Raw genomic sequence first — 25,182 nt, 5'->3', positions numbered from 1 at the left:
GGAGAGCGGATGTCCTTCACCTACTTCCTGAAACGTGCGGCCTTTGCGGCACTCGCACTTGCCGCACTGATGACATCTGCCTTCTTCCTGGTGCGATTGACGGGCGATCCCGTCAATCTCTACCTGCCCGTCGATGCCTCGGATGCGGCCCGCGAAGCCATGCGCGTCCGCCTCGGCCTCGATCGTTCCCTCCCGTGGCAATTCCTCGACTGGGCGGGGGACATGCTGAGCCTCGATTTCGGCACGTCGCTTTGGCACAACCGCCCGGCCATGGACGTTGTCCTGGAGGCGTTGCCGAATACGCTGGCGCTCGGGGCCATTGCCTTGACCCTGGCCTTCATCGCTGCCGTCGTCATTGGATCGATTGCCGCTGTGAACGCCGGCGGCTGGATCGACCGGGCTATCAACGTGCTGTCGCAGGCAGCGGCCAGCGTGCCGGATTTCTGGCTCGGGCTGATGGGCGTCCTGCTGTTTGCCGTCACCTTGCGCATTCTGCCGACATCGGGTTTCGGCGGTCCGATCTATTGGATCCTGCCGGTTGCCTGTCTTTTTGCCAGACCGTTCGGGACGCTGGTGCAGATCGTCCGCGGCTCGATGATCGAAGCACTGAACGCGACATTTGTCCGGACTGCGCGGGCCAAAGGCGCGCGCGGCGGCCGGGTTACCTTCGTGCATGCGCTGCGCAATGCCCTCCTGCCCGCGGTGACCGTGACCGGTGACCTCGCCGCCCAGTTCGCCGGCGGCGGTGGCGTCGTCGAGGTTGTTTTCGGGTTTCCCGGCATCGGCAAGCTGCTGATCGACGGCATCCTGAAGCGCGATTTCGCGATCGTCCAGGCATCGATCTTCGCGGTCGCCGTCGTCATCTTCTTCATCAATATCCTGGTCGACATGCTCTATGCTTCGATCGATCCGCGCGTGAGGGTCGAATGACCAGTACGTCCGCCGACTTCCTCCCCGCCCGCGAGCGCCGAAGCCGCCGCATCTTGTGGTTCATGCGCGCGCTCGCAGGCGACCCCATGGCGGTCGCCGCGACAATCTGGCTGCTGATCGTCGTCCTTGCCATTCTTGCGGATGCATCGTCGCTGCTGGGAGAAAACCGCATTTCGCTGAAGGCGCGCAACCTGCCGCCCTTCGACTTCGGCCAGTCCTGGACGTTGTGGCTGGGCGCCGACGCCCTCGGGCGCCCGCTCCTCGTTCGCCTCATTCAGGCGGCATCGACGACGATCGGCATAGCGCTTGTAACTGTTCTGACGAGCCTGATCGGCGGAACGCTGCTCGGCGTGATCGCCGGTTACTTCGGTGGCATCATCGGCAACCTTGTCATGCGGATCTGCGACATCATCCTGGGTTTCCCGACGCTGCTGGTAGCGCTCTTCGGGCTCTACCTGTTCGGCCCGAGCGTCGGCAATCTCATCATCGTGCTCGCCGTTACCCGCATGCCTGCCTATATCCGCGTCGCAAGAGCCGAAACTCTGGAGGTCCGGGAGAGGCTTTTCGTTGATGCGGCGCGCGTCTTCGGCGGCGGGCCTGTCTGGATATTGCGCAATCACATTCTCCCAAGCGTCGCTCCCACGATGCTGACGCTCGCCTCGGTCAATCTCGCCATGGTGATGCTATTCGAATCCGGGCTGAGTTATCTCGGTCTCGGCATTCAGCCGCCTGCCGTAAGCTGGGGTCTGATGGTGGCGCAGGGCCAGGGATATCTGTCATCCGCCTGGTGGCTGGGCTTTTTCCCCGGCCTGGCTGTGATGCTCACGACCATGTCCTTCAATCTCCTCGCCAACTGGTTCCGGATCGTTAATGACCCGTCGCAGCACTGGCGTCTTGTTAGCCGGAGGCGCTGATGGCTCTTCTCGAAGTCGAGGATTTGCAGGTCAGTTTCGATACTGCAGCCGGCCGCATCCTGGCGCTCAACGGCGTTTCCTTCTCGCTCGAGCGTGGAGCGGTCCTGGCGCTCCTAGGCGAAAGCGGCTCCGGCAAGTCGGTAACCGCATCGGCCATCATGGATCTCGTTCCCAACCCGCCGGGCGAAATCAATCAAGGATCGATCCGTTTCGACGGTGTCGAGCTGTTGCAGCTCTCGCGGAACGAGCGGCGCGATCTCTGCGGCGATCGGATCGCCCTGATCTTTCAGGATGCGCTCGCAGCGCTCAACCCGGTCTATTCCGTGGGCTGGCAGATCGCCGAAATGTTCCGTATCCACGGCCGCACTCCGGAAGGTGGCGTCGAAAAAGCCGTGATCGACCTTCTGACGGCCATCGGCATTCCCGACCCTGAAAGCCGTGCGAGGCAATATCCGCATGAGTTTTCGGGCGGTATGCGCCAACGCATCATGATCGCCATGGCCGTGGCGTTGGAACCGGATGTCATCATTGCGGACGAGCCGACGACAGCGCTCGACGTCACGATCCAGGCGCAGGTGGTCGATCTTCTGGAGACGATCCGCAAACGCAGCGATGCCGGCATGATCTTCATCACCCATGATCTCGGCGTCGTCGCCGAACTCGCCGATCGGGTTGCCGTCATGTATGCCGGCCGCGTCGTCGAGACCGCAAGCGTCTTCGAACTGTTCGAAGATGCCCGCCATCCCTACAGCGTCGGATTGCTTGCCTCGCAGCCGCGCATGGACACGGATGAAGACGAATTGGTGCCGATCCCCGGCTCCGCCCCCAATCCTGTCGCCGTGCCCTCCGGCTGCGCCTTCAGAACCCGCTGTCCACGCGCCGAAGGGCTCTGTGCCGAGATCGTCCCCTCTCTTGAAACCGTAGGGCCGGGCCGCCAGGCCGCCTGCCACTTCCCGGTATCACCAGTATGATCGAACCTCTGCTCAAGGTCCAAAACCTTTCCCGGCACTTCGGCGGCGCCTCGGCACCGGTGCGTGCCGTCGACGATGTGAGCTTCGAGATTGCCAAGGGAGAGACGCTCGGCCTCGTCGGCGAAAGCGGTTGCGGCAAAACCTCGCTGGTTCGGACGCTCTTGAAGCTTGGGCCGGCGACAAGCGGCAGCGCTTTGCTTGACGGCGTGGACATTACGACAGCCAGCGGCCGGCGGCTGCATGAATTGCGCCGCAAGATGCAGGTCGTTTTCCAGGATCCCTACCAGTCGCTCAATCCCCGCATGCGGGTCGACCGGCTGATTTCGGAACCCTGGGCATTGCACCCGGGGGTCGTGCCTAGGAGCAACTGGCGTGAAGAGACGGTCAAGCTGCTCGAATCCGTAGGGATGCGCGCCGAGCATGCGGACCGTTATCCCTCGGAATTTTCAGGCGGCCAGCGGCAACGCCTTGGAATTGCCCGCGCTCTCGCCCTCAATCCGACACTTCTTGTCTGCGACGAGCCTGTCTCGGCCCTTGACGTCTCGGTCCAGGCGCAAGTGATCAATCTGCTCGCCGGACTGAGGCGCGAGCGCAATCTGGCGATGCTGTTCGTCGCGCATGATCTCGCCGTCGTGCGGCATGTCTCGGACCGTGTCATGGTCATGTATCTCGGCAAGATCATCGAAACGGGGCCGAAGCAATCGATCTTCAGCGCGGCGGCCCATCCCTATACGCAGGCCCTGATGTCGGCGGTCCCGACACCGGATCCGAGGCGTCGCGCGCAGCACAAGCGCATCGTCCTGCAGGGAGATCTGCCGAGCCCCGCAAATCCGCCCAGCGGATGCCGTTTTCGAACGCGTTGCTGGAAAGCAACGTCGATCTGCGCAGAACAGGAGCCTGTCCTGACCGCGCGAACGGCGGCCTCTGGTCTTCGGACTGCCTGTCATCACGCCGATCCAGAAATCGCCGAGACGGCGCGTGAATCGGACGCCGCACGAGTTCCCTCGCTTTGATGGGACCTGAACCAACGGCGATTCATGAACTCAGGTCTTCAAAAGCCAACCTACTGGAACGGGGCAACAGGCGCATTCCAGATCATTCGAGATCGTCCGGGCCAGACGACGTCAGAGATCCTGTTTTCCCGCGACTGTGCGCGATCGGTCGGCTTGAGTGGCATCTCTCGCGGCTCGCGATCAACGCAGCGGCATCGCGATTGGCCGCATCGGTGTTCCCGTAGCGCCGCGCAACTTGATGCAAGCTCCGAAAAACGCGAGTTCGTAGAGCTTTTCGGCGGCTAACTCTTCAAGATGGGCCATCTCAAGTATGGGCACGCCTGCTTCTGCCAACAGGTAGGTATGGACGGGGAAGAAATTGAGTTCATGCGCCGATGGCGTCTGCTCCAGCGTCAGATTGTCGGCGCCGATCATGATCGCTCCGTGCTTGGCGATATATTCCGCGCCCTCGCGGTTGAGGCCGGGCGTATTCCTGGTGAAAGCCATATCCGGCCAAAGCAGCATCTGGCCGGTGCGCAGCAGCACCACGTCGCCGGGCAGGATCTTCAGCCCCTGCTTCTTCAGGCAGCCCTCTATGTCGGCCTTGCCGATCGGGTGGCTCGGCGGCAGCGTGTCGACGCCGTGCATCGCCGCGATATCGAGGAGAATGCCGCGTGCAAAGATCGGCGGATATTTTTCCGGGCCGCAAATATCCCAGGCTCGGCTGCCGAGGTGATCCCGTGCAGTAAAGCCATTAAAGATTTCGCCATTGTAGCCGAAGTGATTGAACGTATCGATATGCGTGCCGCAATGGGTGTACATCGAGATACTGTCGCCGGAATAGGCGACGAGCTCGTTCTGTTGGCGCGTGACGCCCATGGTGTTGGCGACGATCTCGCCCTGCGGCGTGTGTGTCATCCAGATCTGATAGGGCTGGTCGCCGGCGCCGAACCAGCCGGGCATGCCGACGAAATGGTCGACCGAAAGGTCAAAGACTTTCGAGGCATCGGTGCGGCCGATGATCGCCGAACGCGAATTGGCGTCGATCAGGTTCAGCATGCCGATCTCGTCGTCGCTGCCATAGGGGCTCTTCGTCACCTTATGGAATTCGGCATTGTAAGCGATAATCTTGCTTTTGGTCGCTTCGTCGACATAACACGCCATGCACATTGCAACTCTCCTTGTTCATGTTCGCAGCCGGAGCGACTGCCTTCAAAGTGTCTCGCCGCGAATGATCGGTTCGGCGACGAGCGCCGCCGACAGCAGCCGCTCATCGGCGTGCGCCAGGCCCGACAGCAGGAAGCCGACAGGCATGCCGGCGTCGCCTGCCCCGCAAGGGATCGACACCCCGCACCAGTCGAGGAAATTGCCGAGCAGCGTGTTGCGCAGTGTCTTGCCGTTGGTGGCGACGAAAAGCTGGTCATCGGTCTTCAGCGGCTCGAGCAGCGGTGCCACATGCGCGACGGTCGGGAAGGCGATCAGCCGGCCACCGACCAGCCGGTCCACCGCCTCGATCAGCCGCGTGCGGGCAGAGAGAATGTCGAGGTAGTGCGAAAGGGTGATCTCCTCACCGAAGCGGGTGCGCGAGACCACACGCGGGTCGATCAGTCCGGCGTCCGGCCCGGTGATCCGCGTTCTATGCAGCCAGTAGGCCTCCGCCGTCACCAGGGCTCCGTGGCTTGCCATCAGCTGCAGAATTTCCGCGAAGGCAGGGATTTCCAGCCGCGTGAACATGACCCCGGCGGCGGACAAACGCTCAACCGCCGCTTCGAAGGCGGCAACGACACCCGGCTCGGCATCATCGAAGACGACGTTGGTCGGAATGACGACCTCCAGCCCGCCAAGTGCGTTGCGACCGACCGCCGGTGCCGCGCCTCCACGCATTGCGGCGTCGATCCAGACGGTATCCTGTACCGAGCGGCAGAGCGGCCCGAGCGAATCGAGGCTGCCGGCAAGCGGAAATACGCCCGCCATCGGATAGCGCCCACGCGTCGCCTTGTAGCCGACGATACCGTTTAGCGCCGCCGGAATGCGCACCGAGCCACCTGTGTCTGAGCCGATCGAGATTGGCACGAGACCTGATGCCACGGCCACGCCCGAACCGGAGGACGAGCCGCCCGGGATGCGGGCGACATGGGTGCTGCGGGGGTTTTTCGGCGTGCCGAAATGCGGATTGATGCCAAGGCCGGAAAAGGCGAACTCGCTCATGTTGACCCGGCCCGTCGCCACCATGCCCGCCGAAGCCAGCGCGGAGACGACCGCGGCATCGCCTGTGGCCGGTGCCTGATCACGTAGAAGCAGCCTGGACCCCGCCGCCGTGACGCTGCCGGCGACGTCGAAAAGATCCTTCCAGGCAACGGGAATACCTTCGAGCCGGCCAAGAGAACGGCCATCCTTCAGCCGCTTGGATGAAGCATGCGCCTCGGCCATCGCCCGCTCACGCGTCAGCGAGATGAAGACAGTCTTGTCGTCATGGCTTTCTATCGCGTCCAAGACCTGTTCCGCCACAGCGACGGGATCGACGCTGCCACCCTGGATGAGGGCAGACAGCTGAGCGATCGAGAGAGCGCCGTAAGAAAGTGTCATTCTGTCTTTTCCACTTTGCTCAAGCCGCCACGAACTGCACCCAGCGGCGCACGAGGTAATTGTGTTCATCCATGGTCGTGTTCCAGACGGCGATCGAGTTGGCGCGCTGCCAGTAGGAGCCGCCGCTGCGCACAGCACCCGCCTTGATGCGGAGGAGCCCGTCAGGCCCCGGCAAGTCGGTCGCAGCCGGCAGGCCTTCATACCAATAGTCCCATTCGGCCGGCGTCATGTGCGGCCGCGAGCGTTCCGGCGTCGACATGTAATAGCCCTGCCGGGCCACGACCGCGCCGGGCCAGCCCGAGATCCACCAGTTGAGATAGTCGTAGGCCGCATCGAGCATGCGGCCGGAAAGCCGCTTCGAAAGGCAGAGCCCGCCATGCCAGGCGCGGTAGCCCTCGGCGGGATTGGCGAGTTCGACGGGGAAGCCACGTAGGTTCAGTTTGCTGATGCCGAGAGACCACATCGACTGGATCTGCGTGTCGCTCTTCGTCATCAGGTTCGCCGCGTCCTCGGCCGAACGCCAGAAGCCGCGGAAGAAGCCGGCCTTCTTGCGCTCTTCGAGAATATCCAGCAGCCGATCGATCTCCTCGATGCTCATGTTGCCGAGGTTGTGGAAGGTCATCAGCCCGGCCGACTGCGCCGCAAGTGCTGCGTCGAAAATGCCGATCGCCGGCTCGTTGACGAGGGCGGCGCGCCCGTGCCAGCGCGGGTCGAGCAGTGCTGCCCAGGAGATCATCTGGTTGGAATTTGCCGCATCCGTCCGGTAGGCGAAGCTGTCGAAATTATGCGTCGTCGGCAGCATCGAAATGCGCCGCGACGGCGTTTCGGCAAGCGCCAGGTTCGGCTGCACGAATAGCTTGGTCACCGGCGCATCGCCCTGCCCGATCCGCGCATTCGGGCCGATGCGGCCCGTCTTGGTCAGATCGGTGATCTCGTCCCAGAGGGTGATCCGCCCGATGTCGATCGGCTGCACGGCGCGCCAATACCAGACGATATCGAGGTTGTGGAAGCATTGGTCGTAGATGTCATAGGTCATCGGCTCCAGCGCCGCCTTGTGCTGGGCGGTCATGAAGTCCTGGTTGTCGAATTCGATGTCCATGCCGAGATCACGCTCGGCGCCGAGCCGGAGTTCTTCCAGCAGCGAAATCGCCGTGCCGAGGATGCGCAGTTTGATCCGGCCCTCTGTATGGAGCGCGGGCGTCGGGAAACTCTTCGGCATCGGCATTTTGCTCATGGCTGCATTTCCTCGACCCGCCGCGGCGCAACCTGTGCCGCACCGAGCCCGTTGAAGGCGTTGAACGATCGCTCGATTGCCGCGGGCGCAATGCCGTCGACGATGAAGACGATGCGGGAACGCCGGTCCTCGCCTGGCCAGGATCGCATATGAACGGGCGTGTGGACCAGATGCTGCACCCCGTGGATCGCCACGGGAAAGTCTTCGCCCTCGATGTTGAGAATGCCCTTGACCCGAAGGATACGGTCGCCGTGCCGGTTGAGCAGCATGGTCAGCCAGATGCCGAAGGCCGTCCAGTCGACCCTGCCTTCGCTCACCAGCACGAAGGACTGGATGCCGGCGGAATGTTCGCCGGCAAGGACCGGCCCCGGGTCGTCGCAATAGAAGCCGCCCGGCGATTGCATCGCCTCGGCGCGGCCGGTTGTTGTACCCTCCAGCAGCCTGGCGACATCGAAGGCATCGTCCGACGAAAGGACGATCGGCGCATCCGGATTGACCTGCCGGATCATCGCCGTGACCCGCGCGACCTGGTCGGTCTCGGCGACATCGGTCTTGGTCAGCACCAGCAGGTCGGCCACCGCCACCTGCCGCATCGGCTCGCGATAGGCGGCAAGCTGCCTCCCTGCATTGACGGCATCGACGGTGGCGATCACGCCCGAGGGCTTGAAATGATGCCGCAGAACCGGATCGGCCTTCAACGTGGAAAGAACGGGGAAGGGATCGGCAAGCCCGGTGCTCTCGATGACGATCCTGTCGAAGGGCGGGACGATGCCGCGCTCGCGCTTCGAATGCAGGTCGCGGATCGCATCGGCCAGTTCGCCCCGCACCGTGCAGCAAAGGCAACCGGACTGTAAAAGCACCATGTTTTCGTCGATGCGCTCGAGCAGATGATGGTCGAGGCCGACCTCGCCGAATTCGTTGATCAGCACAGCGGCGTTCGAGAGCGCCGGATCGGTCAGCAGCCGGCGCAGCAGCGTCGTCTTGCCGGATCCGAGAAAACCGGTCAGCAACGTAACGGGGGTGAAGGCCGGAATCTCATCAGCCATGGCGGTTCGCCTCCAGCCGTTCGAGAAGCGGCTCGGCCAGCGGATCGAGCGGCCGGCCCGCAAGCCGCTCGGCCGCCGGCCACAGATGTCCGAGATCTTCGATGATCTCGGTCTTTCCGGTCCGGGTCGACAGCAGGAAGGAGGATCCCTGCCAGTCGGAGATGGAGAGACCGAAGGCGTCGAGAATGCGGTTGGCGATCGCAACACGGCGGGCGCGCTCGCGCCGACGGTCGATCCGCTCGGCGGTGCGGGTATACACGCCGGGCCGCGCGACCGCGTCGGCCCAGTGCTCGTTGCCACCCAAAATGCCGCAGAGCGAACACATCGGCTTTGCCTCTTACTTTTTGCGCGGGAAGCGTTTGGCGAAGTCGTCGGCGATCTCGTTCATCGTCACGAACTTGACGCCGGGATGCTTGATCATGTGGGCATAGAGACGCTCCAGCATCATCAGAACCTGCGGCCGGCCGGCGACATCAGGGTGAATGGTGATCGGGAAGACGGCGTAATCCATTTCGCGATAGACCCAGTCGAACTGGTCACGCCACATCTGCTCGATGTCGTGCGGGTTGACGAAGCCGTGGCTGTTCGGCGCCTTCTTGATGAACATCATCGGCGGCAGGTCGTCGAGATACCAGGATGCCGGGATCTCGATCAGGTCGGTCTCGTGACCGCGCTTCAGCGGCACCATCCAGTCCGACGGCTTCTTCGAATAGTCGATCTTGGTCCAGCTGTCGCCGACGCGGACATAGTATGGGGTGAAGTCGTTGTGCATGAGCGAATGGTCGTACTTGATGCCACGCTCGAGCAGGAGTTCGTTGGTGACGTTGGAGAACTCCCACCAGGGCGCCACATAACCGGTCGGCCGCTTGCCGGAGAGCTTGGTGACGAGCTCGATGCACTTGTCGAGCACCTCCGTCTCCTGCTCGCGCGTCATGGCGATCGGATTTTCATGCGTGTAGCCATGGATGCCGATCTCGTGGCCGGCATCGGCGACGGCCTGCATCTGCTCCGGGAACGTCTCGATCGAGTGGCCGGGGATGAACCAGGTGGTCTTGATGCCGAAACGCTCGAACAGCTTCAACAGCCGTGGGCTGCCGACTTCGCCGGAAAACAGGCCGCGCGAGATATCGTCCGGCGAATCTTCGCCGCCATACGAGCCGAGCCAGCCGGCAACGGCGTCCACGTCGATGCCGAAGCTGCAGAAGATTTCTTTTGCCATTGCGGGGTCTCCTTGTGATGTTCTCGTTGGTCCGGCTTTGATCGGCCGGCTGTTCAGTGGGCGGGAATGACCGTGGCGTTTTCCGGCCTCCAGGCGAGCGCGACCGGCGCATCGACTGGAAAGGCGCCGGGCGGATACTTGTCGACATGGGCTTCGAGCGCCAGCAGGCGTCCATCCGGCAGGGCGACCGAAAGATGCGAGATATGCCCGACCACGTCGAAGCGGCGGATCCTGGCGTCGATGACATTGCCGCCGGAGGCCTCAGTGATCGCGTCGCGGCCGCCCGTGTCGAGCGCATGTACCTCGATCGCTTCCGCCGGGATCACGACGCTCACCGCATCTCCGTCCGCGACCGCGCCATTGGCATCGCCGGCGAGAACCCCGAGCGGCGTGTCGACCATGACATGCCCCTTCTCATGACCCTTGACCGCACCCTTGAAGATCGTATTCCGGCCAATAAACTGCGCGACGAAAGGCGTGTTCGGCCGCGTATAAAGCTGATGCGGCGGGCTGATCTGTTCGATCCGGCCTTGGTTCATCACGACGATCCGGTCGGAAAGCGCCAGCGCCTCGGACTGCGCGTGCGTAACGAAAACGAACGTCACGCCGAGCTCGCGTTGCAGCAGTTTCAATTCGCTCTGGATCGTCTTGCGCAGGTTGGCGTCCAGGGCGCCGAGCGGTTCGTCGAGCAGCAGAATATCGGGCTCGACCACGAGGCCGCGCGCAAGCGCGATACGCTGTCGCTGGCCGCCGGAAAGCTTGTCGCAGCGCTTGTCGGCGACGTCCTCGAGACCGAGCTTTTCGAGAATGCGATCGACCTTTGCATTGCGCTGGGCCTTCGGCATGCGCTTCACGTCGAGGCCGTAACCGATATTGTTGCGCACCGTCATGTGCGGGAAGAGCGCATAATTCTGGAAGATCATCGATGTCGGCCGCTGCGCCGGGCCGATATCGTTGATCCGCTCGCCCCTGACCAGCAGATTGCCGGAGGAGATGCTTTCGAAGCCGGCGATCATCCGCAGCGTCGTCGTCTTGCCGCAGCCGGACGGGCCGAGGAACGCGATGAACTCGCCCTTGTCGACGGTGAGGTTGAAATCGATCACGGCCGGCGTTCCGTTATCGTAGACCTTGCCGATCTGGTAGAGCTCGAGGTCATGTATCATGTCGGTCATTCCGGGTTGCGGGTTAAAGGACAGGCGACCGGAGCCGCCTGCCAGGTGGCGCCCTCACCGCATCTCGCGTGGGATGCCCGGGCGCTGGGAGTACGCATCAAGCGCTGAGGAATTCGTCCCACTTCTGGATGAGGTGGTCGTATTCATCCGGCCACTGGTGCCAGTAAGCGACGTTTGCCGCGCGAGTTTCGAGCGAACCGCCGTCGCGGAGATCGCCTTCCTTGATGCCGCGCTCAGCCGCACCGACCCACGGCTTGCCTTCGTACCAGAAGGCATATTTCTCCGGTGCCATCTTCTCCTTGATGTTGGTGGTCGGCGAATAATAGCCCTGCTCGGAGACCGTGATGCCCGGTTCGCCCGACAGCCAATAGTCAGCATAGGCGACGACGGCTTCCTTGTTCGGCGTGCCCTTCAGCATGGTGTTGCCGATCGACCAGGCGCGATAGCCTTCCTTCGGGATAGCGTATTTGCAGGGCTTTCCTTGCGCCTTGACGGCCATAACCGCCGGCTGCCAAGCGTCGCAGACGACGATTTCGCCGGATGCCAGGAAGTTGACGAGTTCGCCGAAATCGCCCCAGAGCGCGCGGAACTGGCCTTCCTTCTTTTTCGAGATCAGGAACTTCGCGGCTTCGTCGATTTCCGCGGCAGTCGGATTGCCGGGGTTTTTGACATTGGAGAGGCCAAGCGTGTTCATCGCCATGACCGCCTGGCCGAAGGCCGTCAGCGGGTCGGTGTTCAGGCCGGACTTGCCCTTGTACTTGCTGTCGAAGATCGCCGTCCAGCTGTTGGCTTCCTCGTCGGAGAGCACCTCCGGATTATAACCGACCGAGTCGAAGTTGAAGACCGAGGGCACCATCCAGAGCGCCGTCTGTGTCTCGTCCGTCCAGATCTGACCGACGATCTGCGCCTTGGGGTCGAACTTCCGATCAGGCTTGGTGAAGATCTCGCGGATATTCGACCAGCTCTTCAGGCCCGCAGTCTCGATCGGGTCGGCATTGTCGGTCATGACGACGGAGGGAAGGCGCTCGCCGATCGTTTCCCAGACGTCATAGTCCTTCGAACCGGAGAGGATCCGGGTCTGCGCGTCCGGGAAGGTCGGCGCCGTGCCGGACGTTGTGCCGACGCCGCTTGCTGCCTTGAAGTCGGCCAGGATGCGTTCCTGCACGGTGACCGAAAGGCCGATCGTGCGCAACTGCTCGCCGGCGAGGCTGGCGGTCTGCGCATAGGCTGCCCGCGAAGAGAGGAAGTGCGTGCCGCCGCCGATGGCAAGCGCCATCGCGCCTGCGGATCGCTTCAGCAGTGAACGTCGATTCATGTCCATCGAAATTGTCATTGTCGTTCTCCGGTTTTTTGTTCCCCTGGATGGCCTTCATGACCACCCATCGTTCTCGTCCAGCCTCGGCGTCAGGACGGGATCGGTCCTGACGCGCCCGCCGTCAGTATCGGCCCACGAGGAGCCCTCCATCCACGACCAGCGTCTGGCCGGTCATGTATCTTGCGCTGTTTGACGCCAGGAAGACGATCACGTCGGCAATGTCCTCCGGTTCGCCGAGCCGCCCCATCGGGATGAAGGCGCTTGCCGCTTCCGCGCCCTTCGGTCCGAGCGAGTTTTCTTCCGATAGAAGCTGTGCGGTGCGGATGTAGCCGGGCGCCATGCCGTTGACGCGGATGCCGTCGCGGGCGAGTTCGACGGCCAGGCCGCGCACGAGGCCGACGACGCCAGCCTTGGCGGCGGAATAATGCACATGCTCGTCCCAGCCGTAGGCGACACCCATGATCGAGGAAAGAGCCACCACCGCGCCTGATTTGCGTGCCTTCATGCCGGGTGCGGCCGCACGGACCACGCGGAAAATGCCCTTGAGATCGATGTCGAAGGTCAGCTCCCACTTGTCGTCGTCGAGCACATCGAGCGGTGCCTTGTGGGCGATGCCGGCATTGGCGATGATCACGTCGAGGCGGCCGTGACGTTTCTCCACGTCGGCGACCACGGCATCGACCGCCGACGTCGAGCGGACGTCAAGCGCGATGAACTCGGCCGAGCCGCCCACATCCTCGATCTCCGCCACGGCAGCGCGCCCCTCGACCTTCAGGACATCGGTGACGATCACATGGTCCCCGAGCGCGGCGAATGCCTTGGCGGTCGCCTTGCCGATGCCGATGCCGGCGCCGGTGATCAGTACGATGCGGGGTGTCGAAGAGATCGTGGTCATTCTGTTTTCCTGGCTAGAGCATGACGTCGCCGGAGTTCGGGCCAAGCGTTTGGCCGACGAACAGGCTGGCGGCGGGGGAAGCGAGAAACGAAACGGTGGCAGCAACCTCTTCCGGCTCGCCGAAACGGCCGAGCGGCAGCTCGGCGGCCTTGCGGACGCGCCATTCCTGCGAGAGTTCGCGCACCAGCGGCGTGTTGATCGGCCCCGGAGCGACGGCATTGACGCGCACGCCGCGGTTGGAGACCTCGCGGGCGAGCGATTTCGTCATGCCGATGATCGCCGCCTTGGCTCCGGCATAGTGAACGAGTTCGATGCCGCCGATCTGGCCGAGCTGCGAGGCGACGTTGATGATGACACCATCCCCGGCAGCAAGCATCGATGGCAGGGCGAGCTTGGTCATCAGAAAGGTACCGCGCACATGGATCGCGAACATCCGGTCGAAATCCGCAACCTCAAGGTTTTCAAACAGCGCCTGATGGACGATGCCGGCACAGTTGACGAGCAGCTGCGGGTGGCCGAAGGCCGAAACCGCGGCCTTGTAGACGTTCGCCGTATCCGTCTCGGAAGAAACGTCGCCGGCAATCGCAACGGCCTTGCCGCCAGCCGCTGCAATCTCGTCGGCAACCGTCTGCGCCCGGTCGAGGTGGAGATCGTTGACGAGGATGGCATAGCCGTCCTGCGACAGCCGCATGGCGATTGCCCGACCGATGCCGGAACCGGCGCCCGTGACGATGGCTGAAGGCATCGGCATTACGCCTCCTCCTGAATCGCGACGCGCTTGGCGCGCCTGATGGAAAGCATCATCAGGACGGCGTAGACGCCGAGCAGCGCGAAGGAGAAGATCGTCGTTAGCACCCCGAAGGCGAAGACGTTCGGATGCACTTCTACCGAGAAGGTCCCGTAAATGGCGAGCGGCAGCGTCAGGTCGCGGCCGGATGCAAACAGGGTGCGCGAGAATTCGTCATAGGACAGCGTGAAGGCAAAGAGCATGGCCGAGAGCACGCCCGGAAAGATCAGCGGGAACGTCACCTTGCGGAAGGTACGCGCCGGCGACACGCCGAGCGACCACGACGCCTCCTCGACACTCTGGTCGAAGCGGTTGAGGATCGCCAGCATGACGAGAAAGGCGAATGGGTAGGTGTAGACCACGTGCAGCACGAAGGCCGTACCCCACCAATGCCGGTCGATGCCCAGCGCATTGGCGACGAGCGCCATGCCGAGGCCGACCAGAACGCCGGGGACCATCATGCCGAGAACGATCAGGTAGAAGACGACGCCCGAGCCAGGGAACCGGCGGCGGAAGGCCTGCGCCGAGGTAACGCCGAGCACGGTGGAAACGATCATCGTCATCACCGAGAGCACCAGCGAACGGATCAGGGCTTCGTTGATCGGCAGCGGCGCGATGCGCGACGGCGGCGTCAGGCCGAAGAGATGCTTGTACCAGTAAGTCGACCATTCGATGATCGGGAACTGCGGTCCGCCTTCCGGCCCTGTCTGGAAGGACAGAATGGCAAGCACCACCATCGGCGCGTAGAGGAAGATCAGGAAGAGCGCGGTGTAGACGCCGAGTGAGAGCTTGATGCCGCCGGCCTGCATGTCAGAGCTCCTTCCTGAGGTCGACGACGCGCAAGAGTGCTGCGACGACAATGCCCATGAGCACGGTAAGCACGACGCCGACGACAGCGGCGAAGGCCCATTTCAGCGATCCGACCTGGGTGACGATGATATTGCCGAGAAGGTTCACCTTGCGGCCGGAAAGGGCCGCGGCAGTCGCGAATTCACCAAGCACCATGACGGAGACGAAGATCGCGCCGACCACCACGCCCGGCATGGTGAGCGGCAGGATGATGGTGCGGAAGATGCGCCAGAAGCCCGCACCGAGATCCTGCGCCGCCTCGATGACGCTCTGGTCGATGCGGCCCATCATGAAGGCGATCGGCCCGACCATGAAGACGCAATAGATCTGCGTCATGCCGATGATGACCGAGAGTTCGGAGAACAGCAGCACCTCGATCGGCTGGTTGATGATGCCGAGACCCTGCAGGATGAGATTGATCGCCCCCTCCTTGCCCAGCATCGGCCGCCAGGCGAGCACGCGGATCAGGAAGGAGGTCCAGAAGGGGATGACGCAGAGGACGAGAAGCGCCGTCTGGATCGTCTTGTTCTTGACGAAGAGGCCGACATAGAGGGCTGCCGGATAGCCGACGACCAGCGTCGAGACAAGCACGATCAACCAGATCCTGATCGTCGTCCAAAGAGCGCTGAGATAGGTGTCCGTGGTGAAGAAGGTCACCCAGCTCTTGATGGTCAGATCAGGCGTGATCTTGAAGGTGGTCTGCGTCCAGAAGGACACGTAGATCATCATCAGAATGGGCGTTACCAGAAAAAGCAGCATCCAGATGACGCCCGGCGCCAACAGCCAGAGCGTCTTGCCGGATGCCTTCCTGACCGGTTCTACGGTGGTCTCGGTCTCGGCTGTTGTGGCACTTATCGACATCAATCAGTCTCCCGTCCCGCGCTGCGCGGTAAGAGTGTCAGGCGTAAACGAGGGCATCCCGGCGCTTCCAGACGAGCGCGTAGCGCGACTGCGGCCGACAGGCAGGTGGCAGGCTCTGGCTGAGATGCGATTCCACTTCGAAGACGCGACCGTCATCGAGCGAGAAGAAGGAGTTTATCGCGGCGCCCGAATATTCGTCGGCGACGAAGGTCGCCTCGAGCTTCACCTCGTCATCGGCGACAGGCGCTTCCGCCGCGCGGATCGCAACACGGTCGTAGCGGATCGCGTAGCCGGTGCGGTCGTCGCGGAACTGCATTTGGTCGCCGAGCGGGAAAGCACCATAGGGACCGAGGAAGCTCTCCCCGGCGAGCCGGCCTTCGAAAAGATTGTAGCAGTTGAGAAAGCCCGCCACCGACAGCGACTTCGGCCGGTTGTAGATCGTATCGGCGTCTGCCGCCTGCGCGATCCGGCCGCTGTCGAGCACCAGCACCATGTCGCCCATGGCAAGCGCCTCGCTCTCGCTGCCGGTCACGTGCAGGAAGGTGACGCCGCAGCGTTCGCGGATCAGCCTGAGCTCGCTGCGCATGCGGGCACGAAGATTGGCGTCGAGTGCGCCAAGCGGCTCGTCGAGCAACACCAGCGACGGTTCGGTTACCAGCGTGCGGGCCAGCGCCACGCGCTGCCGCTGACCGCCAGAGATCTGCGCGACGCCACGATCCTCAAGGCCGGATAGGCCGACAAGCGCAATCATGTCCTTGACCCTAGCCTGCACGATAGCAGGATCGGTCACCGGATTTTCGACGCGGTTTTCGAGCCCGAAAGCGATGTTCCTGGAGACCGACAGATGCGGAAAAAGGGCAAAATTCTGGAAGACGAAACCGATGTCGCGCCGGTGCGGCGGTACCGTCTCGATACGCTGGCCCTTGAAGATCACCGTGCCGGAGTCCGGCTGCTCGAAACCGGCGATGACGCGCAGCAGCGTCGTCTTTCCCGATCCGCTCGGCCCCAGAAGCGAAACGTAGCTGTCGTTCGGCAGCGACAGGTCGATGCCGTCGAGCGCGTTCAGCGTACCATATGCCTTGGTGACACCTGCGAGCTTGAGAACCGAAGACAAGAGCCTCTCCATTTTGCACCAGCCACGGATCGCTCCTATGCCGCCGCGCGCCTTGCGAAACGGCAGCCGAAACCGTTCGTGGGCGGCAAGGCACACGACGGAAGATCGATCGGCAGTCTGACGTTTTTTGTCGTTCACCCTCAGAATGCTTCTAGCGGCATCCCTATGCAGAATTGATGACATAAATGATTTTTGTATTCAATAGGCTTTTTCATGAAACAGTCGACATTTTGTGCAGAGCAACAACAAATCACAAAATCGGGGCATTCATGCAGGGATCCTGAAAGGAACGAGATGCGCGGTTATGCGCGGCTTTTCAGCGAATCGTTGCCAGAAACCGCGCATTTCTGCATCATCCGAGCCTCGACGCGAGGGCTGTTCGCCCCGTCTGACCATCTGCAGGGCAAAATGGCCTAGACGAAGATGAAATGCCGCCTCACGCGACGCTCTGCGAAAAAATGCAATTTTGGTATGCAAAAGACATTTATTTTGACATAGTCCGGAACGGCAAAATACACTAAAGAGAATTCCGACTTTGTTGCCATCCGCGATTGGATGGAGGATGCCCCGCCCAATGATACGCAATCTCCCAGCACAGACGGCCCAGCGTCGGTACGAGATTGCCGAGCATATCCTGCGCGACAATATCGTCGGTGGACAGTTGCCGCTGGGTCTGGTCCTGCTCGAGGGGCCGATCGCCGATATTCTCCAAACCTCGCGCGCGCCGGTGCAGCGCGCCCTCCTCCGTCTGGAGGCCGATGGCCTCGTCCACCGTTTCCAGGGACGTGGCTTCCTGGTCGGCCCTCAGGATGAGGGTCTCACGCCGAACCGCACGGACATCAAGTCCTTTGGCCTGGTCATAGCCCAGCATGCCGATGAGGCGTTGCAAAGCCGATCGTCCTGGGCGCGCATCTACAACACCGTCGAGCGCGACGTGGCCGGCTGCGTCGTCTTTGGCCAGTACCGCATCATCGAGATCGAACTCGCCAATCATTTCAAGGTCAGCCGCACGGTGGTGCGCGACGTCCTCAGCCGGTTGCAGGAGCGCGGCCTTGTCCGCAAGAATCAGAGCTCCCACTGGATCGCCGGTCCGCTGACGGCCCAGACGATCAAGGATCACTTCACGCTCAGACGCATGCTGGAGCCCGCGGCGCTTAAGGCTGGCGCTGCCGCCGTCGATCGCGAACGCTTGACCGAACTCTTCACCCGCTTGGCCGGTCTTGAAGCTTCGCAGCCGGTCGACCACCTCGAAAAGCTCGAGGAACTCCAGGAGCAGATGATCGACATCTGCGTGCTGACGACGGCAAACGAGAAGACGCGGGAACTGATCCGCAACAACCTTTTGCCCGTCAACGCCGCTGAGCGGCTGCTGCGTCATCTCGGCCTGCCTGATGATCCGACCGCAATCACCGAGATGCGGCTGATCGTCGAGCTTTTGATGCGCGGCGCCGTCGATGCGGCCGCGGCCATGCTGGAGACCCATCTCGACGCCTCGATGAAGCGCATGATCGCCCAGATGAAGATCGTTGCCATCATCCCTGGCCCCAGCGTGACTGCCGATTACCTGACGCACGTCGAGTGATCGACCGGCCCTCATCATCACCTCACGACAGGCTTTGGCGCAGGCGGTCGAGCAGTGCTGCTCGATCGGCCCTCGCCTTCAGCGCTTCGTCCATCGTCACCTCGACAAAGCGCGCCGGCGTATGCGGCTGCAACTGGCCGATGAGGTCCATGTCCGCCGAGATCACCGTGCCGACCATGAAATAGCCGCCGCCAGAGACCGCGTCGCGATGGAGGATGATCGGCTCCGTCCCGCCTGGTATCTGGATCGAGCCGTAGGGATAACAGCTGTCGACGATGTTCGACGGATCCGAACCGGCGCCGAAGGGCTGCTTGCGGTCCAGAAATTCGAGCCTGCGCCCGCCGCGGAAGCGGTAGCCCATGCGATCGGCCTCAGGCGCCACCTTCCACTCGTCGGCGAAGAAGCTCGCCTTGGCGGCATCCGTCAGCCGGTCCCAGTAGAGCCCTGGCAGCACGCGCAGCTCTGCCGGGGTTCGGGGCTTGCGCCGCAGCTCTTCGGCGACGGTTTTTCCTTCTTCGGCAAGGTCGGCCTTTCCGACCGGCAGTTCGTCACCGGCCGCCAGTGCCCTGCCCTTGAAGCCGCCAAGCGCACCGATCGGATAGGTGGAGCGACTGCCCAGTGCTTCCGGCACATCGATGCCGCCCGAGACCGCGATCAGAATGCGCGCGCCGGATTTCAGGAAGTCGAAGCTCAGCACCTGGCCGGCCTTGATTTTGAAAGCCGTCCAGCCGGGCTGCGCCACACCATCGACCTTGGCCGGCATGTCGGCGCCGGTGATAGACACCAGAGCATCCTCGGTGAATTCGAGCTTCGGTCCCATGAAGACCGCCTCCAGACCCGCCGCCCCTTCGTCGTTGCCGACGAGCAGATTGGCGGCGCGCATGGCGTAGCGGTCCATGGCGCCGCCGATCGGGATGCCGAGGTGGAAATAGCCCGGACGGCCGAGATCCTGGACGCTGGTCGACAGTCCCGGGTGCAGCACCTTAATGGCCATGGAGAACGCCCCCCAGCGCGGCGTTGTAACCGTCGATATCCATGCTGAATTCGCGAAGGTCGAACCGGACCTCGCGGATCGGCGGGCTGAAGAGCCTCTTGTCGACCTCTTCGACTGCCGTGTCGTAACCGTCGCGATCGACCGGTTTGAACTTGACGATATCGCCAGGACGGAAGAACACCATGAAATCGCGCAGGTAACTTGTTTGCTGCGTCGGGTCGAAGATCGGCATCGGCGTGACGCCGAACATCTGGTAGCCGCCGGCGCCGCGCACCGAATAGATGCAGCCGAAGCAGCCGCCATGGCCGACCGTCAGTTTGGGCGTATCGGTGCGCGGTCTCAGATATTTCGGCACTTCGATCTGCCGCTGCCGCTCGACCATCTGGTACATGAAGGGTAGCCCGGCCACGAAGCCGACCATCGACACGAACCAGGGCGAACCCGCATGCGCGGCAACGAAATCCTCGACAGCGCCATAGCCATTGATCCGCGCAGCATAATCGAGATCGGTTCCACCAGGATCCTGATGCCGCTCGCGAAAGCGCATCAGCGTCTCGTGCGTCCATGGATCATTGTAGAAGACCGGGATCTCGATGATGCGGGTCTTCAGGACCGGCTCGGATTTTTCCGCAACGCCCTCGATCGCCTGGACCTCCTGCAGGATGTCGTCAGGCTTGATGAGATCGGGATTGAACTTCACCTGGAAGGAGGCATTGGCCGGGCAGATCTCGGTGACGCCCTTGATCCGGCTTTCGCGGACCGCCGTCGCCATGGACAGGCTCTTGAAGAAGGCCTCGAGTGACATCTCGTTGCTGCATTCGACGAAGAGGTGTTCGTCACCTCCGAACGTATATCGCGCAGGCATCAGGCGACCTCCTGGGTCCGACCGGCCGAAGCGGGGAAATCGTGCTCCAGCCATTGTTCGAGAAAGCGGGTATGAAAGGCGCCGGTGGCGACGATTGCGGCGCGGGCGAGCGCCAGATGCAGCGGCACTGTCGTCGGCACGCCTTCGATGGTGAGTGCCGCGAGCGCTGCGGCGAGCTTTTCAAGGCAGGCCTCGCGTGTCTCTGCGTGCACGATCAGCTTGCCGAGCAGGGAATCGTAGAAAGGCGGGATCGTGTAGCCCTCGTAGAGCATCGTATCGAACCGGATGCCCTCGCCTTCCGGAATGGACAGCGACGTGATCATGCCCGGCGACGGCTGGAAGGCCTTGAACGGATCCTCGGCATTGATGCGGCACTCGATCGCATGGCCGCTGACCGCGATGTCTCGCTGTGCGACCGAAAGGACCGCGCCGCCCGCGACCTTGAACATCTCCTGCACCAGATCGAAGCCGGTGATCATCTCGGTAACAGGATGTTCGACCTGGATGCGGGTGTTGACTTCGATGAAGTAAAAGTCGCCCGTTTCGTCGTCGTAGAGATACTCGACCGTGCCGGCGCCGCAATAGCCGACCTCGCGCGCGAGCGCCACCGCACTCATGCAAAGCCGTTCGCGTATGTCGGCAGGCAGCAGAAAGGCGGGCGCCTCTTCCCATACCTTCTGGCGCCGCCGCTGCAGCGAGCATTCGCGTTCGAAGAAGTGCACGAAATTCTGTCCGTCGCCGAAGATCTGCACCTCGACGTGCCGGGCGCGGCCGATGACCTTTTCCAGATAAAGTCCGCCGTCGCCGAAAGCGGCCAGCGCCTCGGCCGAAGCCAGCGGAAGCTGCTGCTCGAGCTCGGCGATGCTGTCGGCGATCCGGATGCCGCGTCCGCCGCCACCGGCCGCTGCCTTGATCATCAAGGGAAAACCGATCTCGCCTGCGAGCAACCGCGCGTCGTCGAGCCCGGCGACACGACCGTCGCTGCCGGGTACCGTCGGTACATCTGCGCGTTTTGCCACCTGCCGCGCCGCAACCTTGTCGCCGAGCGTGCGGATCGCATCGCCGGAGGGGCCGATAAAGATCATGCCGGCGTCGCGCACCGCATCGGCGAAATCGCCGTTTTCGGACAGAAAGCCGTACCCCGGATGCACGGCATCGACGCCGGCCGCCTTGGCGGCGGCGATCACTGCCGCAATATCGAGATAGGATTTCTTCGGCGCCGGCGGGCCGATGTTCACCGCCTCGTCGGCAAGCCGCACCGCCTGCATATCTGCGTCTGCTGCGCTATACACCTGCACGGTCCGGATGCCGAGCGCCTTCGCCGCCTTGATGACGCGAACGGCGATCTCCCCGCGATTGGCGATGAGCACCGAGCGGATCGTCATGCCTCGACCTCCGCGATGATCTGCCCGGCCATGACAGGCTCCTCATTATCGACGAGGAAGGTGATCGTCTTGCCGGTAACACCGGCCGGAACTTCCTGGAATGTCTTCATCACTTCGATCACGCCGATCGTCTCGGCTTCGGTGACGTCATCACCGTCCGCTTTGAAGGGCGGAGCATCGGGCGCGGAAGCCCGGTAGAAAGTGCCCGGCAGGGGCGAACGAATTTCAATCTTGCTCATGGTCGGTCTCCGCAAAATCTATTGGCCAAGGATCTGCGACACCGGCGCGATCCGGATTCCCGCACCGATCAGAAGCTCGCGCATGCTGAGAACGATATCGAGAGCGCCGAGCGTATCGGAATGAAAGCAGATGGATTCAAAGTCGATGTCGATATCGTTGCCCGTGACCGTGCGGACCTTGCCTTCCTGGCAGGCGCGCAGGACTTTCTGCGCCAGCACCATCGGGTCCGGGCGGCCGGCATCGCGAGTAAAGACGATCGAACCGCTGTCGTCGTAGTCGCGGTCTGCGTAGAATTCGCGCACCACAGGCTGGCCGGCATCAAGCGCCGCCCTGTGCGTCGCCGAGCCGCCCATGCAGAAGACAAAGGCGTTCGGCGAGACGGTGCGCAGATACTGGACGAAGATCTGTGCGAAATCCGAATTGACCGCCATCTCCATGTAAAGCGCGCCATGCGGCTTGACATGCTGCACCGGCACGCTGTGACGGCGGGCGAACTCGCGCAGCGCCCCCACCTGGTAGATGATGTCGTTGACCAGTTCCTTGCTGCTGCCGACAATCTTGCGGCGGCCGAAGCCCTGCAGGTCGTTATAGCCGGGATGCGCGCCGATCCCGACGCCATGGGCGGCGGCCAGTGCCACGGTCTCGTCGATGAGGTTCGGGTCGCCCGCATGGAAGCCGGTGGCGATATTGGCCGAGCTGATGTGAGAGATCAGCAGCGAATCCTGCGTATCGCCGATCCGCCAGCGACCGAAGGCCTCTCCCATATCGCAGTTGATGTCGACGATATCTTTCAAACTGTCTTCCCGCCATTGCCATCTGACGAAAACGTACGCGACGAAACGGGAATTGAAAAATTCAATTTTTGCGCCATCGTTATCGATAAAATAGATACTAGCGCTCAAATCAAAGGCAAAAGCGTTTTGTTTATTTCCAAAGAGTTAGTTTGATTTCGCCTCCGAAGTGCGAGGCCCTGCGCATAAACTAAATGCAGCCGATCGGATTTTTTGAGGCTGAATTCAGATAAATTGATGGGAAATACCGAACCATGAGCCTCAGTTTCCGCCAACTCCGCTATTTCGTCACAACGGCCGAGCAGGGACAGATTTCCTATGCGGCTGCACAACTATCTATCTCGCAATCGGCAGTAACGACCGCAATCAAGGAACTGGAAAAGTCAATCGGCGTCGCACTGTTTACCCGCATGCCACAGGGCATGGAACTGACCGTCGCTGGCCGGCAGTTTCTTTCCTACGCCTACGAGATCCTCGCCAAGGTCGATGAGGCGACGCACCTCAACTATGTCAGCAGCGACATCGAGGGCGATCTGACTGTCGCGGCCACCTACACCGTCATCGGCTATTTTCTGCCACTCCACATCGAGCGCATGCGCCGGCTCTATCCCAAGCTCCGTATCCAGCTTTACGAGGTGAACCGCGAGTCGATCGAGGAAGGCCTGCTGGTCAACCGCTACGACATTTCGGTGCTGCTGACCTCGAATATCCTGAATAACGCACTTACCACAGAGACGCTTTTGCGTTCCGTCCGCAGGCTCTGGGTGCCGGCGCAGCATCCGCTGCTGAAGCGCGCGGGCGTTGGCCTGCAAGACGTCGCCGAGGAGCCCTACATCATGCTGACGGTGGACGAGGCGGCCTATTCATCATTGAAGTATTGGAGCACGACGCCCTATCAACCCCGCGTGATGCTGCGCACGTCGTCGATCGAGGCGGTACGCTCCATGGTCGCCAACAACCTCGGCGTGGCGATCCTGTCCGATATGGTGCACCGCCCCTGGTCGCTGGAAGGCCGGCGGATCGAGACGATCAACATCACGGATCCGGTGCCACCGATGGATGTCGGTCTCGCCTGGCGCGCCAACACCGACTTCACTCCGGCCATGCATGTCTTTCGCCGATATTTTCAGCAGGCTTTCGGCCTGCCGGGCACCAATGGATAAACTCTCATTCGTGGAAAGATCTATGATTTTCGGGCCTACTACGGTCTGTGTGTAGCTCGAAAACCTAAACGGCGACGCAGCGTGAACAGGTGCAGATAGCTTCTAAAAAAAGGGCGCCGGGATGATGCCCTCATCCCGGCAGCTAACTGGCCTTCACAGCTAGCTGGTAGCCTGACTACCACTCCCATTGCGCCTCGACGCCGCGTTTCAACCGTCAGACGGCAATCTTGCCACCGCCAATCTTGGTGATCGCAACGACCGCAGGACGTACCGGCATATCAGGCTTGAAGTCCGGCCAGCGGGTCGAAAGATCCTCGTAATAGGACGGGCGGCCATGGCCTGGCCAGTCCTCGCCGCCATCGCCAGGATGCTGCACGGCGACGAAGGCGGTTTCGTCATCCGGTGTGAAGAGCGGGCCGCACATTTCGGCGCCGACCGGCACGCGGAAGAACAGTTTCGAAGTGGCGCGCGCCGCCCCTTCCGTATCGACGGCCCACAGACCGTCGGTGCGGCCGGTGGCCTTGTTGTTGTTGCCGTCGGTCGAAACCCAGAGGCGGCCGGCGGAATCGATGGCGCAGTTATCAGGCATTCCGAACCAGCCGTTCTTGGTCGTCTCGGTTGAAAAGGTCGCACCGACGGCCGCAACCGAGGGATCGCCGCACTTCAGCAGCACTTCCCACTTGCCTGATGTGGCAGTGAAGTCGCCGTCGTTTTCAGAGATCTCGATGATGTGGCCGAAGGCGTTTTCCGCGCGCGGATTGGCGGCATCCACCTGGTCGGCCTTGCGGCGGGTGTTGTTGGTCAGCATGACATAGACCCTGCCGTTGACGCTGTTCGGCTGGACGTCTTCCGGGCGGTCCATCTTGGTGGCGCCGAGCGCGTCACCGGAGCGACGACATTCGATCAGCACATCGGCCTGGCTGGTGAAGCCGTTTTCCGCCGTCAGCGGACCCTGGCCGAAGACCATCGGCAGCCACTGCATGGTGCCGTCCTCGTTGAACTTGGCGACATGGAGCGTGCCGCTGTCGAGCAGGTTCATGTTGGCGGCGCGGTCGTTCGGGTTGAATGTCCCGTCGGTCACGAACTTGTAGACATAGTCGAAACGCTCGTCGTCGCCGAGATAGAAGACGACTTTGCCGTTCTTGGCGACGATCGACTCGGCGCCCTCATGCTTGGTGCGGCCGAGCGCCGTGCGCTTCTTCGGCGCCGACGTCGGGTCCATGGCGTCGACCTCGACGATCCAGCCGAAACGGTTCGGCTCGTTCGGCTCCTTGGAG

The 25,182-nt window shown here is 62.4% G+C and carries 25 protein-coding genes; 6 read left to right on the top strand and 19 right to left on the bottom strand.

The features are described 5' to 3' along the window. The first annotated feature begins 9 nt into the window (after positions 1 to 9). From RWK44_RS27420 to RWK44_RS27405, 4 genes are read left to right on the top strand one after another with little or no spacing between them, the layout of a single operon-like run. Complete coding sequence (locus RWK44_RS27420; protein WP_168281429.1) at positions 10 to 930, top strand: ABC transporter permease; 921 nt, start codon at positions 10 to 12, stop codon at positions 928 to 930. Then, positions 927 to 1,844, top strand: coding sequence for an ABC transporter permease (locus RWK44_RS27415; protein ID WP_065282748.1), 918 nt, complete (start codon positions 927 to 929; stop codon positions 1,842 to 1,844). Before RWK44_RS27420 ends, RWK44_RS27415 begins: the two co-directional genes overlap by 4 nt. Beyond that, the gene (locus RWK44_RS27410) at positions 1,844 to 2,815 is read left to right on the top strand and encodes an ABC transporter ATP-binding protein (RefSeq protein ID WP_316029663.1); all 972 of its coding nucleotides are present in this window, start codon (positions 1,844 to 1,846) and stop codon (positions 2,813 to 2,815) included. The genes RWK44_RS27415 and RWK44_RS27410 overlap by 1 nt, the downstream gene beginning before the upstream one ends. Continuing rightward, a complete protein-coding gene (locus RWK44_RS27405) occupies positions 2,812 to 3,828 on the top strand; it encodes an ABC transporter ATP-binding protein (RefSeq protein WP_316029662.1) in 1,017 nt (338 codons plus the stop codon). Before RWK44_RS27410 ends, RWK44_RS27405 begins: the two co-directional genes overlap by 4 nt. A gap of 180 nt (positions 3,829 to 4,008) precedes the next feature. On the opposite strand, the gene RWK44_RS27400 is transcribed toward RWK44_RS27405, so the two are convergent. The 13 genes from RWK44_RS27400 to RWK44_RS27340 form a co-directional block, all read right to left on the bottom strand. Further along, on the bottom strand, positions 4,009 to 4,977 hold the full coding sequence (locus RWK44_RS27400) for a cyclase family protein (RefSeq protein WP_221976212.1): 969 nt from the start codon (positions 4,975 to 4,977) through the stop codon (positions 4,009 to 4,011). 42 nt (positions 4,978 to 5,019) lie between these two features. Beyond that, positions 5,020 to 6,393, bottom strand: coding sequence for an amidase (locus tag RWK44_RS27395; protein ID WP_222011681.1), 1,374 nt, complete (start codon positions 6,391 to 6,393; stop codon positions 5,020 to 5,022). A gap of 19 nt (positions 6,394 to 6,412) precedes the next feature. After that, entirely contained in the window at positions 6,413 to 7,627 is a 1,215-nt protein-coding gene (locus RWK44_RS27390) for an ABC transporter substrate-binding protein (protein WP_316029661.1), read from the bottom strand. Further along, on the bottom strand, positions 7,624 to 8,673 hold the full coding sequence (locus RWK44_RS27385) for a CobW family GTP-binding protein (protein ID WP_222011679.1): 1,050 nt from the start codon (positions 8,671 to 8,673) through the stop codon (positions 7,624 to 7,626). The genes RWK44_RS27390 and RWK44_RS27385 overlap by 4 nt, the downstream gene beginning before the upstream one ends. Beyond that, complete coding sequence (locus RWK44_RS27380) at positions 8,666 to 8,998, bottom strand: hypothetical protein (protein ID WP_206988406.1); 333 nt, start codon at positions 8,996 to 8,998, stop codon at positions 8,666 to 8,668. The genes RWK44_RS27385 and RWK44_RS27380 overlap by 8 nt, the downstream gene beginning before the upstream one ends. Positions 8,999 to 9,010: 12 nt before the next feature. Continuing rightward, positions 9,011 to 9,892 carry a polysaccharide deacetylase family protein gene (locus RWK44_RS27375; RefSeq protein ID WP_131641102.1) on the bottom strand — a complete coding sequence of 294 codons (882 nt, stop codon included), beginning with the start codon at positions 9,890 to 9,892 and terminating at the stop codon, positions 9,011 to 9,013. 53 nt (positions 9,893 to 9,945) lie between these two features. Beyond that, positions 9,946 to 11,055: an ABC transporter ATP-binding protein gene (locus RWK44_RS27370; protein ID WP_316029660.1), complete on the bottom strand. Its 1,110-nt coding sequence runs from the start codon at positions 11,053 to 11,055 to the stop codon at positions 9,946 to 9,948. A gap of 106 nt (positions 11,056 to 11,161) precedes the next feature. Beyond that, positions 11,162 to 12,397, bottom strand: a complete 1,236-nt coding sequence (locus RWK44_RS27365; RefSeq protein WP_316029659.1) for an ABC transporter substrate-binding protein — start codon at positions 12,395 to 12,397, stop codon at positions 11,162 to 11,164. 103 nt (positions 12,398 to 12,500) lie between these two features. Continuing rightward, positions 12,501 to 13,274: an SDR family NAD(P)-dependent oxidoreductase gene (locus RWK44_RS27360; RefSeq protein ID WP_222011677.1), complete on the bottom strand. Its 774-nt coding sequence runs from the start codon at positions 13,272 to 13,274 to the stop codon at positions 12,501 to 12,503. Between the two features lie 13 nt (positions 13,275 to 13,287). Further along, positions 13,288 to 14,025 carry an SDR family NAD(P)-dependent oxidoreductase gene (locus tag RWK44_RS27355; RefSeq protein ID WP_222011676.1) on the bottom strand — a complete coding sequence of 246 codons (738 nt, stop codon included), beginning with the start codon at positions 14,023 to 14,025 and terminating at the stop codon, positions 13,288 to 13,290. Next, on the bottom strand, positions 14,025 to 14,870 hold the full coding sequence (locus tag RWK44_RS27350; RefSeq protein WP_316029658.1) for an ABC transporter permease: 846 nt from the start codon (positions 14,868 to 14,870) through the stop codon (positions 14,025 to 14,027). The genes RWK44_RS27355 and RWK44_RS27350 overlap by 1 nt, the downstream gene beginning before the upstream one ends. Before the next feature lies 1 nt (position 14,871). Next, positions 14,872 to 15,771, bottom strand: coding sequence for an ABC transporter permease (locus RWK44_RS27345; protein WP_221984935.1), 900 nt, complete (start codon positions 15,769 to 15,771; stop codon positions 14,872 to 14,874). Between the two features lie 37 nt (positions 15,772 to 15,808). Then, complete coding sequence (locus RWK44_RS27340; RefSeq protein ID WP_206118575.1) at positions 15,809 to 16,897, bottom strand: ABC transporter ATP-binding protein; 1,089 nt, start codon at positions 16,895 to 16,897, stop codon at positions 15,809 to 15,811. A gap of 550 nt (positions 16,898 to 17,447) precedes the next feature. Here RWK44_RS27340 and RWK44_RS27335 point away from each other — a divergent pair. Then, a complete protein-coding gene (locus RWK44_RS27335; RefSeq protein WP_029875715.1) occupies positions 17,448 to 18,467 on the top strand; it encodes a GntR family transcriptional regulator in 1,020 nt (339 codons plus the stop codon). Between the two features lie 22 nt (positions 18,468 to 18,489). On the opposite strand, the gene RWK44_RS27330 is transcribed toward RWK44_RS27335, so the two are convergent. Genes RWK44_RS27330 through RWK44_RS27310 form a run of 5 tightly spaced genes read right to left on the bottom strand, consistent with a single transcriptional unit; the run spans position 18,490 to position 22,745 of the window. After that, positions 18,490 to 19,461 (bottom strand): biotin-dependent carboxyltransferase family protein, encoded by a 972-nt coding sequence (locus RWK44_RS27330; protein WP_131663439.1) that lies wholly within the window; start codon positions 19,459 to 19,461, stop codon positions 18,490 to 18,492. Beyond that, the gene (locus RWK44_RS27325; protein ID WP_316029657.1) at positions 19,451 to 20,326 is read right to left on the bottom strand and encodes a 5-oxoprolinase subunit B family protein; all 876 of its coding nucleotides are present in this window, start codon (positions 20,324 to 20,326) and stop codon (positions 19,451 to 19,453) included. The genes RWK44_RS27330 and RWK44_RS27325 overlap by 11 nt, the downstream gene beginning before the upstream one ends. Further along, positions 20,326 to 21,711 (bottom strand): acetyl-CoA carboxylase biotin carboxylase subunit, encoded by a 1,386-nt coding sequence (locus tag RWK44_RS27320; RefSeq protein WP_131663438.1) that lies wholly within the window; start codon positions 21,709 to 21,711, stop codon positions 20,326 to 20,328. The genes RWK44_RS27325 and RWK44_RS27320 overlap by 1 nt, the downstream gene beginning before the upstream one ends. Next, positions 21,708 to 21,950 carry an acetyl-CoA carboxylase gene (locus RWK44_RS27315; protein ID WP_131641092.1) on the bottom strand — a complete coding sequence of 81 codons (243 nt, stop codon included), beginning with the start codon at positions 21,948 to 21,950 and terminating at the stop codon, positions 21,708 to 21,710. The genes RWK44_RS27320 and RWK44_RS27315 overlap by 4 nt, the downstream gene beginning before the upstream one ends. An 18-nt stretch (positions 21,951 to 21,968) precedes the next feature. Further along, positions 21,969 to 22,745: a 5-oxoprolinase subunit PxpA gene (locus RWK44_RS27310; protein ID WP_131641091.1), complete on the bottom strand. Its 777-nt coding sequence runs from the start codon at positions 22,743 to 22,745 to the stop codon at positions 21,969 to 21,971. A gap of 251 nt (positions 22,746 to 22,996) precedes the next feature. Between RWK44_RS27310 and RWK44_RS27305 the strand changes: the two genes are divergently transcribed. Further along, complete coding sequence (locus RWK44_RS27305; RefSeq protein WP_131641090.1) at positions 22,997 to 23,905, top strand: LysR family transcriptional regulator; 909 nt, start codon at positions 22,997 to 22,999, stop codon at positions 23,903 to 23,905. 214 nt (positions 23,906 to 24,119) lie between these two features. On the opposite strand, the gene RWK44_RS27300 is transcribed toward RWK44_RS27305, so the two are convergent. Then, positions 24,120 to 25,182 (bottom strand): PhoX family protein (locus RWK44_RS27300; protein WP_316029656.1); only part of this gene is annotated, 1,063 nt, incomplete at its 5' end.

Source organism: Rhizobium sp. 25PS6 (assembly GCF_032464655.1).
Classification (GTDB): domain Bacteria; phylum Pseudomonadota; class Alphaproteobacteria; order Rhizobiales; family Rhizobiaceae; genus Rhizobium; species Rhizobium laguerreae.
Note: the sequence above shows the minus strand (reverse complement) of the source record. Positions and strands in the feature narration are given on the sequence as shown.

Bases quoted from the DNA above. Each gene is read 5' to 3' on its own strand.
- RWK44_RS27420 (WP_168281429.1), top strand. From the start codon at position 10: ATGTCCTTCACCTACTTCCTGAAACGTGCGGCCTTTGCGGCACTCGCA.
- RWK44_RS27415 (WP_065282748.1), top strand. From the start codon at position 927: ATGACCAGTACGTCCGCCGACTTCCTCCCCGCCCGCGAGCGCCGAAGC.
- RWK44_RS27410 (WP_316029663.1), top strand. From the start codon at position 1,844: ATGGCTCTTCTCGAAGTCGAGGATTTGCAGGTCAGTTTCGATACTGCA.
- RWK44_RS27405 (WP_316029662.1), top strand. From the start codon at position 2,812: ATGATCGAACCTCTGCTCAAGGTCCAAAACCTTTCCCGGCACTTCGGC.
- RWK44_RS27400 (WP_221976212.1), bottom strand. From the start codon at position 4,977: ATGTGCATGGCGTGTTATGTCGACGAAGCGACCAAAAGCAAGATTATC.
- RWK44_RS27395 (WP_222011681.1), bottom strand. From the start codon at position 6,393: ATGACACTTTCTTACGGCGCTCTCTCGATCGCTCAGCTGTCTGCCCTC.
- RWK44_RS27390 (WP_316029661.1), bottom strand. From the start codon at position 7,627: ATGAGCAAAATGCCGATGCCGAAGAGTTTCCCGACGCCCGCGCTCCAT.
- RWK44_RS27385 (WP_222011679.1), bottom strand. From the start codon at position 8,673: ATGGCTGATGAGATTCCGGCCTTCACCCCCGTTACGTTGCTGACCGGT.
- RWK44_RS27380 (WP_206988406.1), bottom strand. From the start codon at position 8,998: ATGTGTTCGCTCTGCGGCATTTTGGGTGGCAACGAGCACTGGGCCGAC.
- RWK44_RS27375 (WP_131641102.1), bottom strand. From the start codon at position 9,892: ATGGCAAAAGAAATCTTCTGCAGCTTCGGCATCGACGTGGACGCCGTT.
- RWK44_RS27370 (WP_316029660.1), bottom strand. From the start codon at position 11,055: ATGATACATGACCTCGAGCTCTACCAGATCGGCAAGGTCTACGATAAC.
- RWK44_RS27365 (WP_316029659.1), bottom strand. From the start codon at position 12,397: ATGACAATTTCGATGGACATGAATCGACGTTCACTGCTGAAGCGATCC.
- RWK44_RS27360 (WP_222011677.1), bottom strand. From the start codon at position 13,274: ATGACCACGATCTCTTCGACACCCCGCATCGTACTGATCACCGGCGCC.
- RWK44_RS27355 (WP_222011676.1), bottom strand. From the start codon at position 14,025: ATGCCGATGCCTTCAGCCATCGTCACGGGCGCCGGTTCCGGCATCGGT.
- RWK44_RS27350 (WP_316029658.1), bottom strand. From the start codon at position 14,870: ATGCAGGCCGGCGGCATCAAGCTCTCACTCGGCGTCTACACCGCGCTC.
- RWK44_RS27345 (WP_221984935.1), bottom strand. From the start codon at position 15,771: ATGTCGATAAGTGCCACAACAGCCGAGACCGAGACCACCGTAGAACCG.
- RWK44_RS27340 (WP_206118575.1), bottom strand. From the start codon at position 16,897: ATGGAGAGGCTCTTGTCTTCGGTTCTCAAGCTCGCAGGTGTCACCAAG.
- RWK44_RS27335 (WP_029875715.1), top strand. From the start codon at position 17,448: ATGCCCCGCCCAATGATACGCAATCTCCCAGCACAGACGGCCCAGCGT.
- RWK44_RS27330 (WP_131663439.1), bottom strand. From the start codon at position 19,461: ATGGCCATTAAGGTGCTGCACCCGGGACTGTCGACCAGCGTCCAGGAT.
- RWK44_RS27325 (WP_316029657.1), bottom strand. From the start codon at position 20,326: ATGCCTGCGCGATATACGTTCGGAGGTGACGAACACCTCTTCGTCGAA.
- RWK44_RS27320 (WP_131663438.1), bottom strand. From the start codon at position 21,711: ATGACGATCCGCTCGGTGCTCATCGCCAATCGCGGGGAGATCGCCGTT.
- RWK44_RS27315 (WP_131641092.1), bottom strand. From the start codon at position 21,950: ATGAGCAAGATTGAAATTCGTTCGCCCCTGCCGGGCACTTTCTACCGG.
- RWK44_RS27305 (WP_131641090.1), top strand. From the start codon at position 22,997: ATGAGCCTCAGTTTCCGCCAACTCCGCTATTTCGTCACAACGGCCGAG.